This window comes from Legionella sp. PATHC032 (assembly GCF_026191185.1).
In the GTDB taxonomy this organism is placed as follows: Bacteria; Pseudomonadota; Gammaproteobacteria; order Legionellales; family Legionellaceae; genus Legionella.
Map to the genome: position 1 here is coordinate 120,051 of NZ_JAPHOV010000001.1, position 15,900 is coordinate 135,950.

Here is a 15,900-nt window from a genome sequence, read left to right on the forward strand (position 1 = left end):
CCTAAAAATGGAAATTCATAACCGCAATTATAATTTCTACTGTAATTAATACAATAATAATTATTTCCAAGTGATGGCTGTGGCGATTTTCCAAATAACCATTGAACATATCGAAAATTTCATTAAGCGTATCAAGACGATGGTTAATGGCATTGACGCGTCTTTGTATATGTAAATAACGCTCAAGCATGGAAAAATGCTCTTCTAAAGTGGGGTGCTGCCAAAAATATTTTGGGTGGTATAAGAAATTACTAATTAAATTCAATTCACTTTTGGCACCTAAAATTTCACCAATAACTTGTTGAATTTGTTTTCTGCTTATAGGCATTTCTCCTTTATGAGATAAGGCCTGAATCAGTGGATTATATTTTTCAATCAAGGCGTCAATAATGGTTTCGAAATACTGTAATTTTACCGATTGAGAAAAACCATAAGATAAACTCAGCTTTAGCTCATCACTGTCTTCTTCAATGGTTAAGCAATCCACATCATAAAAACCATGCGGTTCTATGGCTGTTTTATCACCAATTTGGTAATGAAATTCATCATGTACCAATAGTGCTACAGGTTTGTCTACAAGCAGTTTAATAATATCCAGGTAGTCGTGGATTTGGTACCTTTTTACCCCCCAGGATACAACTGTTCCATTTTTAAAAATAAACACGGTGTGATCTTTGTTTCTATGAGAATTTAACCTTATTACATCTCGGGTTTTTACAGCGCTAAATTCCTTAGAGACGTTTTTTAGATGAAGATCAAGACGAGTCAAATCTATGGTTTTGGCCACACAGAAACTTAAGCATTCCATGATTTTAATAACCTAATAATGAAAAAAGCGTTTGCAAAGTAAATAATTTTAGCAAACGCTGACTATTAGCTTACAGTATACATGAAATTCGAGGTTTATTACACACTATCAGCCGTTTCACGACCTGAGTAGGCTTTTTTCCTATCCGTTGCCCCACTTAGCCATTGAGGACAAACTTCCAGAATTTCTGAGATTTTATCCAGTTGCTCTTTATCGGGAAGAATGTGACCAAATATCATTGCATTAGCCAAATGGCGTGTGACGCCAAATACTTTTGACACGGCTTTCGTTTTTTCTGTTAAATCTTCGGGGAAACCCAGAGTTGCCAATTCGCGATTAAAACGTTGCGAAAATACTTTACTGTTCATTTTTCACTCCATGAAAATTATATAGTTAATTCAACATGAATTTACTGAAATGTTGACCCAACATTTGCACTTATCAATCCTTGATATAGTTAAGAGTGTTATAACTTATTTTTTTTTAATAGCAAAGGGATTTTTGCTATTAAAATCAATTATTTTTCATTGAGATAATAGATCTTCTCCATAATCTTCCCTTTCTGTTTTATTGCTGCATTGCAAATAGTTCTGTGGCGCTTATTTTACTATAGGGATTTGATTGTTAAATGACTCGTCAATCAGCTGACGTACCTTAGTTGGCATGAGGTATCAGATCGCACTTTGTCGATCCCGTCGAGAAGTTGGGTTTAGCTAAAAATCAGTCTTCTTAGATTCTTGAGACTGGTGAAATACTCATCGAGAAGGTAATTTTAAGGAGTCTTTTTTATCTGAGTGGTATCGCAATTTTTTGTCCATGGTGATTTTTCAGGCTGGAATCCAGTAGCAATTACACTCAGTATATGACAATATCCACAAAAAACGCTTTTACAGTACACTTCCCACTAAGTATGTCATTAGTATATGCCACGGAAGAGTGTAGGCGTTTACAATATAACAAATGGATTGGGGTTAATTTATGATTCAGTTAAGCGATTTGCTAAAACCAACTTGGGTTGCCGAGAAGTCTTTAAAGAATGCTTGGTCTGTATTAAATGACGAGGAAAAGGAATCCATCAAAAGTCGAATTGATAAGCTATTTTACAACGAAATCCCTTTTCAACTTGAGCATGACAAGCTTATCTATATTCATTTATTTTCCTTGTTTGCTCAATTAGAAACAATTGGCTTAAGAGGGCTTATAAAATCACTAGAGAAACTCCGTGGAACGGATTTGTATCAACAAATGCGTCAACAAATTACCGACGAGATTTTCCATGCCACTGTTTTTGCAAAAATTGCGTTTCAACTGTCTGCTCCTTACGCATTACCACTTGGTCATCAAAAGAGTATCAATCATTTTATTTCTTCTCTTGAAGGCGAAGAGGATTTGGCAACTTCTATTACCTTGGTCAATTTGGTTGGAGAAGGATGGGTAGAAGAATTATGTATCGCAATGAAAGAGAAAAACATCGCAGTAACTATTTTTGAAACAGTTCTTGAAGATGAAAGCCGGCATATGAATGAGTACGATTTATACCGTCAGATTGGGTTGCCAAATAAAGATTATTTAAGGAAAAAATTAGCAATTTTTGAAGATGAGTTGATAAATACCGTATTTGCTCATGAGCAATATGTAACTACCCTTGGCATTCTATTAGGTAAGGAAGGGGCGCTGAAACTGCTCAACAATATCAATAATAAACACCATTGGATGCTTAAAAAAATTGGCGTAACACCCTCAGCCCATTGGCAGTTGTTTATGGATACCATGCCTTTATTGATGAAGAATTTATCGCATGATTTTGAAAAAGACAAAGCAATTGAATCGACCAATATTCGTAAATTACTTTCAGCGATATGGAATGACCCCGAATTACCTACTGAATCTGCAATTTTTAATATAAATGTTACTCCTGTTTGTTTTTTTGAAAAGAAATTTAAACCGGAAACAATAACTTGCCTCATGTTACAAGCATTGAGTAAAGCTTGCTTTGATAACCCGCAGACGAGAAATTATATTTTCAATCATAAACTGTACCACTCGCACAATAGTTACGTAGCACTTGCGGTAAAGATTCCAGGTAGTGATCAATTAGGTGCGATTGAGTTTAAAAACTGCCATGAGATGACTATGACTGAATTAGCGCAACACATTCAGCATGACATTCGCATCATGAAGTACTGTTATGAAAAAACACAATCATTACAAAAAGAGCATCCCTATTTAATCGAGGTAGTCAATCGCCTGCTAACTCCACGGCACGAGCGAGTGTACCGTGATTTCTTATTTGCCAGACCCGCTATTTCTTTGAGTAATATTGGTCATTGGGGATATCAAGCAGCGGTTTCACCCTTATTTCCAAATGAAACGTTTAAAATAACCTTGACAGAAATTGAAAGAAAACAAGTCTGGAATAAAACAAATAACAAATTTGAGGTGCAAGATGTTTTGCCCGTAGGCATGAGTGTTGATCACCGAGTTTTTGATGGCAATATCCCGTTCCCGCGTTATATGCAGGAGGCTTTTGATCAAATGTTTCAAGACATGGAGCAATCCAGGATAAAGCCACTGTCAAAACCCTTTTCAAATTTAGATAACTTTATCAAGTACAGTAATACATTATTGGAAAACGATCTGGAGTTTGGGTTTATGTATTTATTTTCTTTGATGCACGTATGGAAAAATTATATTTCCTATGATGAGTTGTCAAAAACAGTGGAAGAAAATTACCAGAGAATCAAAGAGGCATTAGCGAAAAGCGAACATCAACTTGGCTGATGGTTATGCGATTGTTTTCTTTTTATTACCAACATCTAGAAAATGTAAGCAGAAGTTTTAGTTTTTGTATAAGCCAGTTAACTTCTCCAGCAAAAGAATGGGTTGCGTTGAGTTATTTGCTTTTGCGTGTTGCAGACAGTATTGAAGATGCCAAATGGCAAGATCTTCAAACACAAAGTGATTCATTTGCTGCTTTTAAATCATTTTTAGTGCAAACACCGGCAAACGATCAATTCACAAAATGGCTTTCCAGCTTTCCTTCCCAGCTTCCATTAGGGGAGAAACAACTTCTATGTGCCGTCCCTCTTTTGTTGGAAGAAAAAAATAATTTACCTGAATCCATCAAGCAATCTGTGATAAAAACAATTTTGCAAGTAGTGGATGGAATGCATTATTTCCTTAATCATTATAATATGGAAGGCAAAATCGTATTTCCTTCATTAGTTACCACTAATCAATATTGTTTTTTTGTTGCGGGATTAGTTGGCAAATTATTGTCACACATATTCACTGATTTACTATCTAATTTTAAGTGGACAGCTGGTCTGTTAAATCAAGCCTTTCATTTTGGTTTCTTTTTACAAAAAATCAATCTCTTGAAAGATAAAATGGATGATGAAGCAAATGGGCGTTATTATATTTCTTCAGAAAATAGTTTGCGTGAGAGTTTAGTCATTCATGCGCACCATTCACTAGTCTATATAAAGAGCATCCCAATTATTGAAGGACGCCCGTATCGCTTATTTTGTGCCTGGTCTTTATTTATTGGTTTGGCTTCATTGAAATGGCTTGATAAATATGGTCACCGACAAAAAATTAAACCTCGAGAAACGTATTATCTGGTTAACCAAATTAATCTCTTAATAGATGATAACCGCGCTTTAGAAAAATTATTTAACAGTTATCTTCCTGAACAGTACAAGGCAGATTCGCGATCTATTTCTGAATCAACAAAACAAATACCAGCTTGGTTTAAGAAAATTTATGATAATGAGATGGATTCTCTGGCTTTGTTTGAGCTGGATGTCCAAGTATGATGATTAAAGAGAATTCTCCTCTACTGACCAATAGTTTTAAATACTAGGATGCAAAAGCAGTGAAGGCTCCTTGTCCTCTTTTCTTTTATACTTAAATAGCCCATTAGTCGCTAATTGTTTACCAATTTCTCGGGGGGGATCCATCTCATCAACGGTAGTATCTGTGGGCTTTAATTTGCCACTGGCTCGGCTTCGCAAGTAGTCAGCCAATTCAGTTTGGTCACTGGAAACGGCTTTACTAACAGCAATTCTAAGTGCTTTTCGACTGGGTGTCATTTCCAGAGATTCACAGAGATAGCTAACAATTTCGTGTTGTTTGGATTTGACTGCTGAAATCAAAGCTTGATCAATCTTGCTCTGATTAAGACCATACATTTCATGACGGCATAGATAGTCTAAAATCGGTAATTTCCCGGTAGTAATAGCAAGTTGAAAGGATTGCTCAATAGCATGCTTTCCCGGGGTAGTCTGGCGGTTTGAATGAATAGCCATAAAAATGGCTGTTTGTCCGTTTTTAGCTGCCATAACTAATGTCTGATCAATTAAGCGGGGAGTCGGTTTATTGCTCCCTGTCATCGAGCAGAAATAATTAACTAAGGATAATTTGCCTGCTTGGACAGCAATTTTCATTCCTGAGTTGATCATTGGCGGTCTCAGCGTTGTGGTGCCTGGCTCACAGAGACAGGATACAATGTCCAAATGTCCTTGCGATGCTGCTTGTTCTAAAGCGTCTTCAATAGCTCGCTTGGTTAATAACTCGGAAGGCAGGCTACAAATAGATTGAACGACGTTTGTATGCCCCAGTTTACTGGCTTTCAGTAATGCTCGTTCAATAACTATTGCGCGCACGGGTATTTTTTCCACATTACCAAGAATTTCTACTGCCTCATGCTGCATAGCCAGCGCAGTTTGTTGAAAGGCCTTTTCAAGAGTGGTTTGGGATGGAGAATAATGCTTTGAATTAGCGAGATACTTAACAATATCCCAATGCTGTAATTGAATTGCCAATTTAAATAGTCGATCAAGCGTTGGTTGTTTGGGTGGTTCCACCGGAAGCTTACAAAAATACATGACGACCTGTAAGTTATCATTGGTTATCGCTTTTTTAAGAGTGGTACTAATTAATTCTGTGGATGGCTTATAATCGTATAATTTTAGGAGTTTTTTTACATTTTCTACTCGTCCATGTTCCGCCAGATAGGCCACAAGATCGTCCATTTCGTCTTGACTTAGCTCAACTTCAGGAAGACTCAAAAGATGATCCAATGTTTCCCATTGATAGTTTTTGGCTGCAACTCGTAATGCTTTGTTAAGCACAGAAGGCTTCATCTTGTCTTCAAGCAAATTGATTAAGCCTAAATTGCCCTTTTTTACGGCTTTAATGAAAATGGTTTGATTTCCATATTCTTTTTCAGGCCAATCAAGTCTATTGAAAGGCATTGTTTCCAGCTTAGGAATGATTTGTTTTCTGATGCGCTCATTATCTATCGTTGCAAGAATTTCGATAAGTGCTCGCTCGTAAAGACTGATTTCTTCTGATGAGGTAACGGGAGGCAAATCCAACGCATCGATAAAGGCATCTAAATCAAACAAGTCTCCCTGATTGATAAAGACAAGCTCGGCAATTCTTGCTTGAAGGGCATATTTATGCCCAAGGCTAAACTTCATTTGTGGATGGATTTGATTGAGCACTGCAAATTTTCTTAAGGCTCCAAGCCAAGCATCTTCTATGGTGTAGTAGTTATGTTTGCCAAAGAGTGGTTCTGATGTTTGTTCGGCAATGCAAAAATTAAGCTGCTTTTGGATATTTTCACAATGTTCCTCTAAAAGGAGCTCACAATCTGGATATTTTTTTAACTGTGTTAAAAGATCTTCGTCCTCAAGCAGTTGAGGATGATTCGCAAGATTATCAATAATTGCTTCAAATACTGCTTTGGTTGCCGGATTCCTTTTCTTCAATAATACCCTAAACAAAGCCATTAACTGATAAATGATTTCCGGATCATGAGTATCTGGTCGAACGAGATGATCGATATACTCAATAACATTTTTTTCTGTAATATCATGAAGTAACCTTGGTTTATGTTGTAATAAATGGAAAACAGAGCTTTGATTAAGTGTGAGAAGTTCATGGGCAGTGGAATCCGCAATTAGGTCTGCAAGGGTATTTAAGATTTTCGGTGAATACTCTCTGGCAATAATATTGATAATATCGGGCAAGAATTTGAGTGTTTCTGGCTGGTTCAACGTATGCTTTAGCATATCTAGCCAAACCACGTCACTATGGTTCGTTGCAGTAGCAACTCCTGCCGTTAAAAAAGCTGGGCCAAAAGTTCGGTATAATGCGATAAAATTGTCTCTGCTTAAGGTAAATTGTAAATGAGGGATTTCTGGTGTAATGGCAGGGAGATTTTCACCCCGAAAAATGCCGTCAAGAGAGTATTGCTGAAACATTATCTCTCCACAGCTTATTTTTTGGGCTGCCATAACGAGTTCCTTGGTTTCAGGGAAACGACTGAGTAGGGAATATAAGCGAGAAACTTCATTATCCTTGGAGTGCAAAGTGAATAAATGATATTTAAGAAAATCCTGCAGCAGATTAGTAAGAAGAATTTTTTCAATGCTTACTTTGCGTTCTAACATCCAGAGTATAAAAGCAGCGATTTTTTCTGTTTCACCAATCCAATTTCGGCATAGCGCAATGATTCCTAAAGGATTTTCCTGGTAGGCTAGTTGTTCATTAAAATAATCTAATTGAGATATTACTGATTTGCTGTCGGCTTCTATTTTTTGCTGGAGAAGTTCAAACGCTACCTTTTCCTGAATTTCTGTGCAATGTCTGAATAATTTTTTATTTTTATCATAAAAAGAAAGAGCACTTTCTTTGTTGTCTCGTAATAATATTCGGAATAACTCATTGATTTTAGACATGAGACGAAGTTGTTCTTCATGAGACTGGGATAACAGGTTTCTTAATGCAATTAAAAATACAGTGTTTTTTCCATCCTTAACAAACTCTTGTTTATACAACTGGAGATAATCCATAAAAAGACAATGCTGCTCTAATTCTTTAATCGCCTCTGTACTGAATGAACCACTATATTTTAAAAAACGGACATTACCCAGAAGCACACGATTAGTTTGTTGTGCTTCTAATTCCTCTTGTTCAATAAGCTTATGATCAATGGTTTGATCAATGAGATGAAGGGCTACGCTATCATTGTGTATCCAGTTAAACAGTTCATGTATGATCATAATTTGAAATAAGAGAATAAATTTAACATTCCATGAATTATAAATAAACAAGAGGAAACATCAAGCTATTATTTGATCGATAAGATCAATTTAAAATCTTTGTGATTTTAAATAAAATTTAGTGGCATATTCGTGACATGAACAGGACTTACGAAAAACCCAAAGGTCGAGGCAAAAAATGTTTTTAATGAGGGAGTTTTGATAAACTAAATGACTGAATTAAAAACATTTTTAACAAAAAGATTGGGATTTATCGTAAGTCCTGATGAAAATCCTTTTTGTCTTATATGATATAAACAATTTCCAAAGTACTCTCTTTTGTAAAATAGGTTGAATACTTAATAAATGCCAATGGGAATGAAAATTATTTATTAATAATGTCTATCACATGATTGGCATATTCTATTCCCTTAAGATAAGATTGGGTGAGTGTTTCGCTCTTTATAGGAAGGCGCTCTAATTGATTAAAGTTTGCTTGTTCATAATCTATGGCAAATTTCAGGATTTTGCCTAAATCCCCGTTGTAGTTCAGCAGCGCTTCATTGAGTGTTTCACTTAATTGAATTTTCGCTAATAGTGAAGGCATAGGCTCATTTAAAATACCGTCTAAAGTAGAAAGTATGCCTATAGTATAAGCTTGATGAGAATTAGGATAACCCATTGATTTTGATAAGAATTCACACATTTTCGCACGAATTAAAGTTCGTTCTAACAAATCAGATGCCACATCATCGAGGCTTGCCAAGAGTAACAGATTTAGCCAATTGCGAATTTGAATTAATCCCAATTGAGAAATGGCATCCATTAGTGATTCTATTTTTTTGCTCATGTACAAAGAAGCAGAATTTGCCAAACGCAAGATACGGTAGCTTAGTTTAGGAATTTGTAAGATAATTTCTTCAATGCGTTGGATTGGCACGTCTTCATTGTTTATTTCTGTTAATAATCTTAAAAGCTGCATTTTATTTTCAGTAATGATTTGTCCTTTTAAGGAATCCGGTTTGTTTAGAAAAAAACCTTGAAAAAAATCAAATCCAAGATTGATGCAATGAGTGAATTGTTGTTTGTCCTCAATTTTTTCTGCCAGTAACTTACCTCTAAAAGATTTCAGCGGTAATAATTGTTCTGCTATTTGCTGTTGGTCAAGATGAAGTACATCGATTTTAATAATGTCGGCTATGTCAACCAGAGGAGCTAATTCACTCCTGAAGACAAAGTCATCCAGGGCAATTTGATATCCCTGCTTCTTTAATTCTATTAAATTGAGAAGCAATGGTTGGTCGATCGCAACCGTTTCAAGAACTTCAATGACTATTCTATTTTTAGGAAGCAACATTGGGATTTTTTGTACAAGATGGCTATGAGTGAAATTAATAAAAGCTTGTTTATTACCTATTATGGTATTTACATCAAGATTGGCAAATAACTGAACTAGAACAGACGAGGTAGCTGCCTCACCTGACGACTGGTTTAGGTTATCTACGTGTGAATTTTCTGCCTCACTATTACGATATAAGAGTTCATAGGCAACGATTGCACTATTCTTATCATAGATTCCCTGACGCGCTAGTAACGTTCTGACTGGTGGTTCATCCAATTCTACAACCATTTATTTAATCCATTGGAATTACATTATAACATTATTTTATAAAGTTAATAATGTGATGTTTGAGAACCTTGGAATGGAGTGGTTTGTGAATTCTTATAAAAGGGTATCAGATTTCTGGTGAGAGAAGATTAGTCATCATAAAACGCAGCAACTGTCATCAAAAGAAAGCGGCTGCGCTGAAATTGGAAAAAATCTGTTGTATAGGCTACTCGCGAGTTGCAAAATAATTTAAATCCAGTTCCCGAGCTGCTTTCACATCATCCAGTCTTTTGACTGGTAAAGTGTGTGGTGCAGCTTTGAGTATATCAGGTTGTTTGCTAGCTTCTTCACGGATCGTTTTCATCACAGCAACAAAAGCATCTAATTCCTCTTTACTTTCTGTTTCCGGTGGTTCAATCAACAAGCACTCTGGTACCAGTAAAGGAAAATAAGTAGTGGGTGCATGAACTCCATAGTCCAATAACCTTTTTGCAAAATCCATGGCAGTCACATCATAATTTTTCTTTTCGGAATTTAAAGTAAGAATAAATTCATGCGATGCACGTCTGCCAGGGTAGGCTGCTGTATAGCCCACTTTAGTCAATTCTTTAAGTAAATAGTTGGCATTAAGTGTTGCGAACTCTGATACGCGCAACAGGCCTTCTTTACCAAGGACAAGCATATAAAAATAAGCGCGTAATAAAATGCCGGCATTACCCATAAAACACGATAATCTTCCTATGCTTTGCGGATAGTCCTGGCGAGTTGCCCAGTGATATCCGGAGTCGGTTTTTTTCACAACAGGTAAGGGCATGTAAGGAATAAGACGTTTGCCAACAGCAACAGGACCAGCGCCAGGGCCGCCACCCCCGTGAGGTGTAGCAAATGTTTTATGTAAATTAAGATGCATGACATCAAAACCCATATCACCAGGTCTTACTTTACCTAAAATAGCATTGAGATTAGCTCCATCGTAGTATAATAATCCTCCTGCCTGGTGTACAAGGCTGGCTATTTCTTTTATCTGGCGCATAAATAATCCCAAAGTGGATGGGTTAGTTAGCATAATTCCAGCAGTTCTGGGTCCTACTTTTCTTTTTAATTCGTCAAGATCAATGTCGCCATCGGCAGCAGTAGCAATTTCTACTACTTTGAAGCCACACATTACCGCAGAGGCAGGGTTTGTTCCATGTGCCGCATCTGGGATGAGAATTTCATCTCGGGCAGTGTCACCACGAGACTGGTGGTAGGCTTTAATCATTGCGACTCCAGCAAATTCTCCTTGCGAGCCTGCCATTGGAGTTAATGAAACACCGGGCATCCCCGTGATTTCAGAAATATAATTTTGTAATTTATAAAGAGTTTCCAGAAATCCTTGGCTTTCATAGTCCATGGCTAACGGATGGCGATTTATAAAACCGGGAAGCGAAGCTGCTTTATGAACACCTCGGGGATTGTATTTCATGGTACATGAGCCCAAAGGATAAAAATTGGTGTCTATGGAAAAATTCTTTTGGGAAAGGCGGGTAAAATGTCTTACCACTTGCAATTCGGAACAGGCCGGCAATCTTGGGGGCGACTTTCGTTGAAATTCTTCTGGTATGGAATAGTTTTTGCTAACTGCTCTGGGTATCTGGGCTTTTGCCTGGCGGCCAGTTTTAGATAATTCAAAAATCAACATAATTTGCCTTCCGTTTTTTGAATAAGTTCCTTGAGTTCATCTCTGTGTTTTACTGGAGTAAACTCGATAAATTGATACTCAGCAATTTCCGCTAAATAATAAGGGTCTTGTTTAAAAACTGATTCTAAATGGGCCCTATCATTTGTTGCTGCTATAATAATTCCACCGGTTCGAGGTTTCATGGGGCCAGAAGCGACCAGTAACCCTTGTTTATAGTGGTAATCAAGAAACTCCCTGTGTGCCTGCAGATATTTATTTACTTCATTGATGGGAACTAAATAGGTTAATTGCACAATAAACATCAGGTACCTCGCTTGGACATTATGGTTTTTAATGTTTTAGTATATTTCGCGATATCCTCTGCAGTGCGTACTTCTGTCGCACAAACCAATAGCGTATTGGCTAACTGAGGGTAGTGTTGTTCCGGTGCGTAACCTCCAGCAATTCCAGCGTCGGCCAGTTGTTGCAATACGGACTGAACCGGTTGGTTTAGTTTGATCAAGGCTTCATGGAAAAACGGGGCTTTGAACATCAGTTCTACGCCCTCGATTTGTGTTAAGGCAGTAATCAATTCATGAGTGTTTTGATGGCATTGAGTCGCTACCTGGCTTAATCCTTCCGGCCCTAAAAGACTCATATAGATAGTTGCTGCTGTTACAAGTAAACCTTGGTTGGTGCATATGTTTGAAGTGGCTTTAGCACGGCGAATATGCTGTTCCCTTGCCTGGAGAGTTAAGCTAAAACCGGTTTTTCCATCTTTGTCTACCGTGCGGCCAATTATTCTTCCAGGCATTTGTCTGACATGGGCCATACGAGTACTCAGAAAACCAAAATAAGGGCCTCCTGATGCCATAGGAGAGCCTAAAGGTTGCCCTTCACCGCATACAATGTCTACACCATGCTCTCCCCATGAGCCGGGTGGCTTTAATAAAGCCAATGAAGTTGGGTTAACACAAGCTACACTGATTGTTTTGTTATGATGTGCCCAGGAAGTCATTTTATCTACTTGTTCGAGGCAACCAAAGAAATTCGGTTGGGCTATGACCAAAGCTGTAATATCCTCTCCAGTGTATTGATTGAGAGAGCCAAGATCAGTGATTCCCTGTTGTTCATCAAAAGGGAGGGTGATGACTTCGATATGCTGATTACGTACTATCGTTTCAATGGTTTCTCGATAAAAAGGATGAACTGTGCCTGTAATAAGTACCCGGTTAGTTTTGCTGTGTTTATTAAGTCGGACTGCCATTAGCACGGCTTCAGCTAACGCAGTTGCTCCGTCATACATTGATGCATTGGATACTTCCATGCCCGTCAATTCACAGAACATGGTTTGATATTCATACAATAATTGCAAAGTTCCCTGGCTGGCCTCCGCTTGATAGGGTGTGTAAGCAGTTAAAAATTCACCACGAGATGCAATATCCCACACTGCTGCTGGAATATGATGCTCATAACATCCAGCACCAATAAAACAGATTCCGTTACGATTCTTTTGGGCTTGATTCTGGGCTTCTTTCAACATTTCCATTTCGTTCATGCCAGCAGGGATATTCTGAAATCCTGCATATTGTAAAGAAGCTGGTATTTCATCAAATAAATCCTGAATGTCTTGAGCACCAATTGTCGCCAGCATCTCTTTGGTATCATTGGGCGTGTGCGGAATATAAGGCATAATTAATTTTCCTCAGCTATCTCATTTTGATATTGCTCATCACTCAACAGGCTTTTGATTTCATCAGGATGGCTCGGCTTTAGCTTTACAAGCCAACCTTCATGATAGGGATCATGGTTTACCAGGGCAGGGTTTTTACTAACAGCTTCGTTAACTGCCGTTACAACGCCACTAATGGGAGCATAAAAATCAGAAGCTGCTTTTACTGATTCCACCACGCCTAACTCTTGACCTGCATTCACTTCATCACCTATTTCTGGCAGTTCTACAAATACCATATCCCCTAATAATTCTTGTGCATGATCTGTAATTCCTATTGTGACCTCTCCCTCATCCTCTCTTAGCCATTCATGGGTTGTTGTGAATTTCAAATCATTCATTTTTTATATCCTTACTATTAATATTACTAAAATTTAAACAGGTTTTCCTTGTTTGATAAAGCGAGGCTTCCCTACTTTTGCCGGGATTAACTTTCCTCGTATGTCAACAAGTACTTGTTCCCCGGTTTCCACGGAGACTCGTGCCAAAGCTATTGATTGTTGAAGAGTAGGAGAATAACTGCCGCTTGTGATAATTCCATCAGGACAGCCTTCGATAATAACCTTTTGGCCATGACGCATAATGCCTTTGTCCAGCAAGGTTAAACCGACCATCTTACGTTTAATTCCTTGTTGCTTTTGAGAAACCAAAGCGCCCATTCCAATAAATCCTCTATCTTCTGGTTCCCACTTTACTGTCCAGGCTAAACCAGATTCCAGTGGGGTTGTTGTTTCATCCATATCCTGGCCGTACAAAAGCATTCCTGCCTCTAATCTGAGGGTATCCCTGGCTCCTAATCCACATGGCGTTACTCCAGCATTTAAAAGATCATTCCAGAGTTGAGCAATGAATTCATTAGGGACAATGATTTCAAGGCCATCTTCTCCCGTATAGCCGGTGCGAGCAAAAAACCAGTGGTCCACATCAACACACTCGAAAGAGGTAAGAGTTGAAACGGCATCTGCATGGGCGGGTGCAAGAATGCTCAATGTTTTCGCTATGGCATTTGGTCCTTGTACAGCAAGCATTGATAATTCACGCCTTTCTTGTAAGCCAACAGCAAATCCTTCGCTTTTTGCCCGAATCCAGGCTACATCGTTTTGCCTGGTTGCCGAATTAAGTACCACCCGATAATTATCTGAAGCGCGTTGATAGACAATGAGGTCATCTATAATTCCGCCGTGTTCATTACACATGCAGCTGTATAGAGCTTTGCCATTATGAGTAATTTGATCGACATCGTTGGTTAGCAGTTTCCGCAGAAATTGACGACCACCGGCGCCTAAAATATCAACGATAGTCATATGCGAGACATCAAACATGCCAGCATCGTTTCTGACCGTATGATGTTCGTTTAACTGAGATCCATAATGGAGAGGCATATCCCAACCATGGAAATCCACCATTTTGGCACCACAAGCTAAGTGCGTAGCGTGAAGAGGAGTTTTAGCAGTCATTGCATTTCCTTTTTTTATCACTTATTGGATGTGATTATACCTGTTGGGATTAATTTTGCGAGGTTTCCAATTTGATTTTTTTGCATGATCCTCTCCCTGGAAATAGCATATAATATAAATTTATGGGAAAGAATATGGTTTGGCCGATAATTTGGAGATGGATCCTTGATTTAGGATGGCTGTGTTTTCTTTTAATTCTTTTTTGGTATTTTTGGAAAAAAAGAAGAGATTTGGTTGAAGCAAGATCCTGGTTAAAAGCGAAAGGGCATATCACGCGTTGTGAGTGGACAAGAGTAGGGCATAGCATTTGGCCTAAAATAGAATATATCTATGAAGTTTATGAGAAGGATTTGATAGGGGAGTATTTGTTTTTAGATACAACATTTAATACACCTAACAGTAAATATTCCCGAAGTATTGCCTATAAAGTGGCAATAGCTTACAGAGATAACTCAGAAATTGATGTATACTATAATCCCAACCGTCCCGAGCAATCTGCTTTAGATGTTACCATACCTAAAAAACTGACTTTTATTTTAATTCTAATTAGCTCATTAATTTTGTTGCATATCGGTATTATTGTTTGGCGCTTCCTTGTTTAGTATCCACAGGCGCCTCTTCATTTTTACATTGGCATGGTGGGCTAGTGGGGGTGGATTGCAGGCTGGTTACGCTGAAACCTCTTACACCTTGTCCGGGAGATGCAACGGTAAACCCTAATATAACTTTTAAATTTTGTTTTTGCTCGTATTGGGGGTTTTTATATACGACCAGTATGGGCATGATAGCTTGCCAATGTGTCGGATCCAGAGTGATGAGCTTTGGTGGTTCTGTGGCAACGGCATTGACGAAATAGGCATTTTTTTGTACTACTTCAGGAAGTTTTGATTGATTAAGCGCTTTACTATAGGCTATCCAGCCATCAGCTGAAAAATATTTGGCTATTTCTTTTTGTTGTTGCATGTAGTTCTTATAATCAAAAGTGTAAGTGGCAATAATCGCTTCATTAGCCCAAACGGCTAATTGTGCTCTATCTGGCCCTGCATAAGTTAATTTTGAGGCAATACTTATAAGTAAACTCAATGCAATAGTGATTTTTTTGTTCATAATAAATTCTCATCGATTATCTCAATACTGCCAGTTTAGTCATTTTTTCATTACAAAAAAATCCCCGGCTAATATCCCGGGGAAAATTATATATCTGGATTTGGTGAAATCCAGATACTACCCCGCATAAAGAGGGGGAAAGCGGGGTAGAGCACTCGGGGGGGAATGCTCATTATATTAGACACATGAATCGCAAAAAAGTTCAAAATTTAATCAAAATTATTTGTAAATGCGAGTGGATGTGTTGGTTTGTCTGGTATCGATGAGGTGGTATTTATGGTATTTTATATCCATAGGACTTACGAAAAATCCCAATCTCTTTGTTAAAAAAAGTTTTTAATTCGGTCATTTAGTCTATCTAAACTCTCTCATTAAAAACTTTTTTTGCCTTGATCTTGTGGTTTTTCGTAAGTCCTGATTCAGGAATGGGACAAATATATTTAGAGATTTAAGGATTAGATTAAAGGAAACTTAT

Annotated in this window: 13 protein-coding genes; 3 read left to right on the forward strand and 10 right to left on the reverse strand. The window is 37.8% G+C overall.

The annotated features are described in order from the left end of the window. Position 1: 1 nt before the first annotated feature. Both OQJ02_RS00545 and OQJ02_RS00550 read right to left on the reverse strand, forming a co-directional pair. Positions 2–808 (reverse strand): RMD1 family protein, encoded by an 807-nt coding sequence (locus OQJ02_RS00545; protein ID WP_027223215.1) that lies wholly within the window; start codon positions 806–808, stop codon positions 2–4. Positions 809–906: 98 nt separating this feature from the next. After that, a complete protein-coding gene (locus OQJ02_RS00550; RefSeq protein WP_265717407.1) occupies positions 907–1,176 on the reverse strand; it encodes a hypothetical protein in 270 nt (89 codons plus the stop codon). A gap of 610 nt (positions 1,177–1,786) precedes the next feature. Here OQJ02_RS00550 and OQJ02_RS00555 point away from each other — a divergent pair. Further along, the gene (locus OQJ02_RS00555) at positions 1,787–3,589 is read left to right on the forward strand and encodes a 2-oxo acid dehydrogenase subunit E2 (RefSeq protein WP_265717408.1); all 1,803 of its coding nucleotides are present in this window, start codon (positions 1,787–1,789) and stop codon (positions 3,587–3,589) included. Beyond that, positions 3,589–4,626, forward strand: coding sequence for a squalene/phytoene synthase family protein (locus tag OQJ02_RS00560; RefSeq protein WP_322783361.1), 1,038 nt, complete (start codon positions 3,589–3,591; stop codon positions 4,624–4,626). Before OQJ02_RS00555 ends, OQJ02_RS00560 begins: the two co-directional genes overlap by 1 nt. A 36-nt stretch (positions 4,627–4,662) precedes the next feature. On the opposite strand, the gene OQJ02_RS00565 is transcribed toward OQJ02_RS00560, so the two are convergent. The 7 genes from OQJ02_RS00565 to gcvT all read right to left on the reverse strand — a co-directional run bounded on the left by OQJ02_RS00565 (position 4,663) and on the right by gcvT (position 14,318). Beyond that, positions 4,663–7,881 (reverse strand): hypothetical protein, encoded by a 3,219-nt coding sequence (locus OQJ02_RS00565; protein WP_265717410.1) that lies wholly within the window; start codon positions 7,879–7,881, stop codon positions 4,663–4,665. A gap of 364 nt (positions 7,882–8,245) precedes the next feature. Continuing rightward, on the reverse strand, positions 8,246–9,490 hold the full coding sequence (locus tag OQJ02_RS00570; RefSeq protein ID WP_265717411.1) for an EAL and HDOD domain-containing protein: 1,245 nt from the start codon (positions 9,488–9,490) through the stop codon (positions 8,246–8,248). Between the two features lie 205 nt (positions 9,491–9,695). Beyond that, positions 9,696–11,150, reverse strand: coding sequence for an aminomethyl-transferring glycine dehydrogenase subunit GcvPB (gcvPB, locus tag OQJ02_RS00575; protein WP_265717412.1), 1,455 nt, complete (start codon positions 11,148–11,150; stop codon positions 9,696–9,698). Next, positions 11,144–11,452: a YciI family protein gene (locus OQJ02_RS00580; protein ID WP_061484137.1), complete on the reverse strand. Its 309-nt coding sequence runs from the start codon at positions 11,450–11,452 to the stop codon at positions 11,144–11,146. Before OQJ02_RS00580 ends, gcvPB begins: the two co-directional genes overlap by 7 nt. After that, positions 11,452–12,822 (reverse strand): aminomethyl-transferring glycine dehydrogenase subunit GcvPA, encoded by a 1,371-nt coding sequence (gcvPA, locus tag OQJ02_RS00585; protein ID WP_265717413.1) that lies wholly within the window; start codon positions 12,820–12,822, stop codon positions 11,452–11,454. Before gcvPA ends, OQJ02_RS00580 begins: the two co-directional genes overlap by 1 nt. Before the next feature lie 2 nt (positions 12,823–12,824). Further along, positions 12,825–13,202 (reverse strand): glycine cleavage system protein GcvH, encoded by a 378-nt coding sequence (gcvH, locus tag OQJ02_RS00590; RefSeq protein ID WP_265717414.1) that lies wholly within the window; start codon positions 13,200–13,202, stop codon positions 12,825–12,827. A gap of 33 nt (positions 13,203–13,235) precedes the next feature. Beyond that, positions 13,236–14,318, reverse strand: coding sequence for a glycine cleavage system aminomethyltransferase GcvT (gcvT, locus tag OQJ02_RS00595; protein ID WP_265717415.1), 1,083 nt, complete (start codon positions 14,316–14,318; stop codon positions 13,236–13,238). Positions 14,319–14,452: 134 nt separating this feature from the next. On the opposite strand from gcvT, the gene OQJ02_RS00600 reads away from it, so the two are divergent. Further along, entirely contained in the window at positions 14,453–14,920 is a 468-nt protein-coding gene (locus OQJ02_RS00600; protein WP_265717416.1) for a DUF3592 domain-containing protein, read from the forward strand. Here the strand turns inward: OQJ02_RS00600 and OQJ02_RS00605 are convergent. Beyond that, positions 14,895–15,425 carry a DotI/IcmL family type IV secretion protein gene (locus OQJ02_RS00605; RefSeq protein WP_265717417.1) on the reverse strand — a complete coding sequence of 177 codons (531 nt, stop codon included), beginning with the start codon at positions 15,423–15,425 and terminating at the stop codon, positions 14,895–14,897. The genes OQJ02_RS00600 and OQJ02_RS00605 overlap by 26 nt on opposite strands. Between the last annotated feature and the right edge of the window lie 475 nt (positions 15,426–15,900).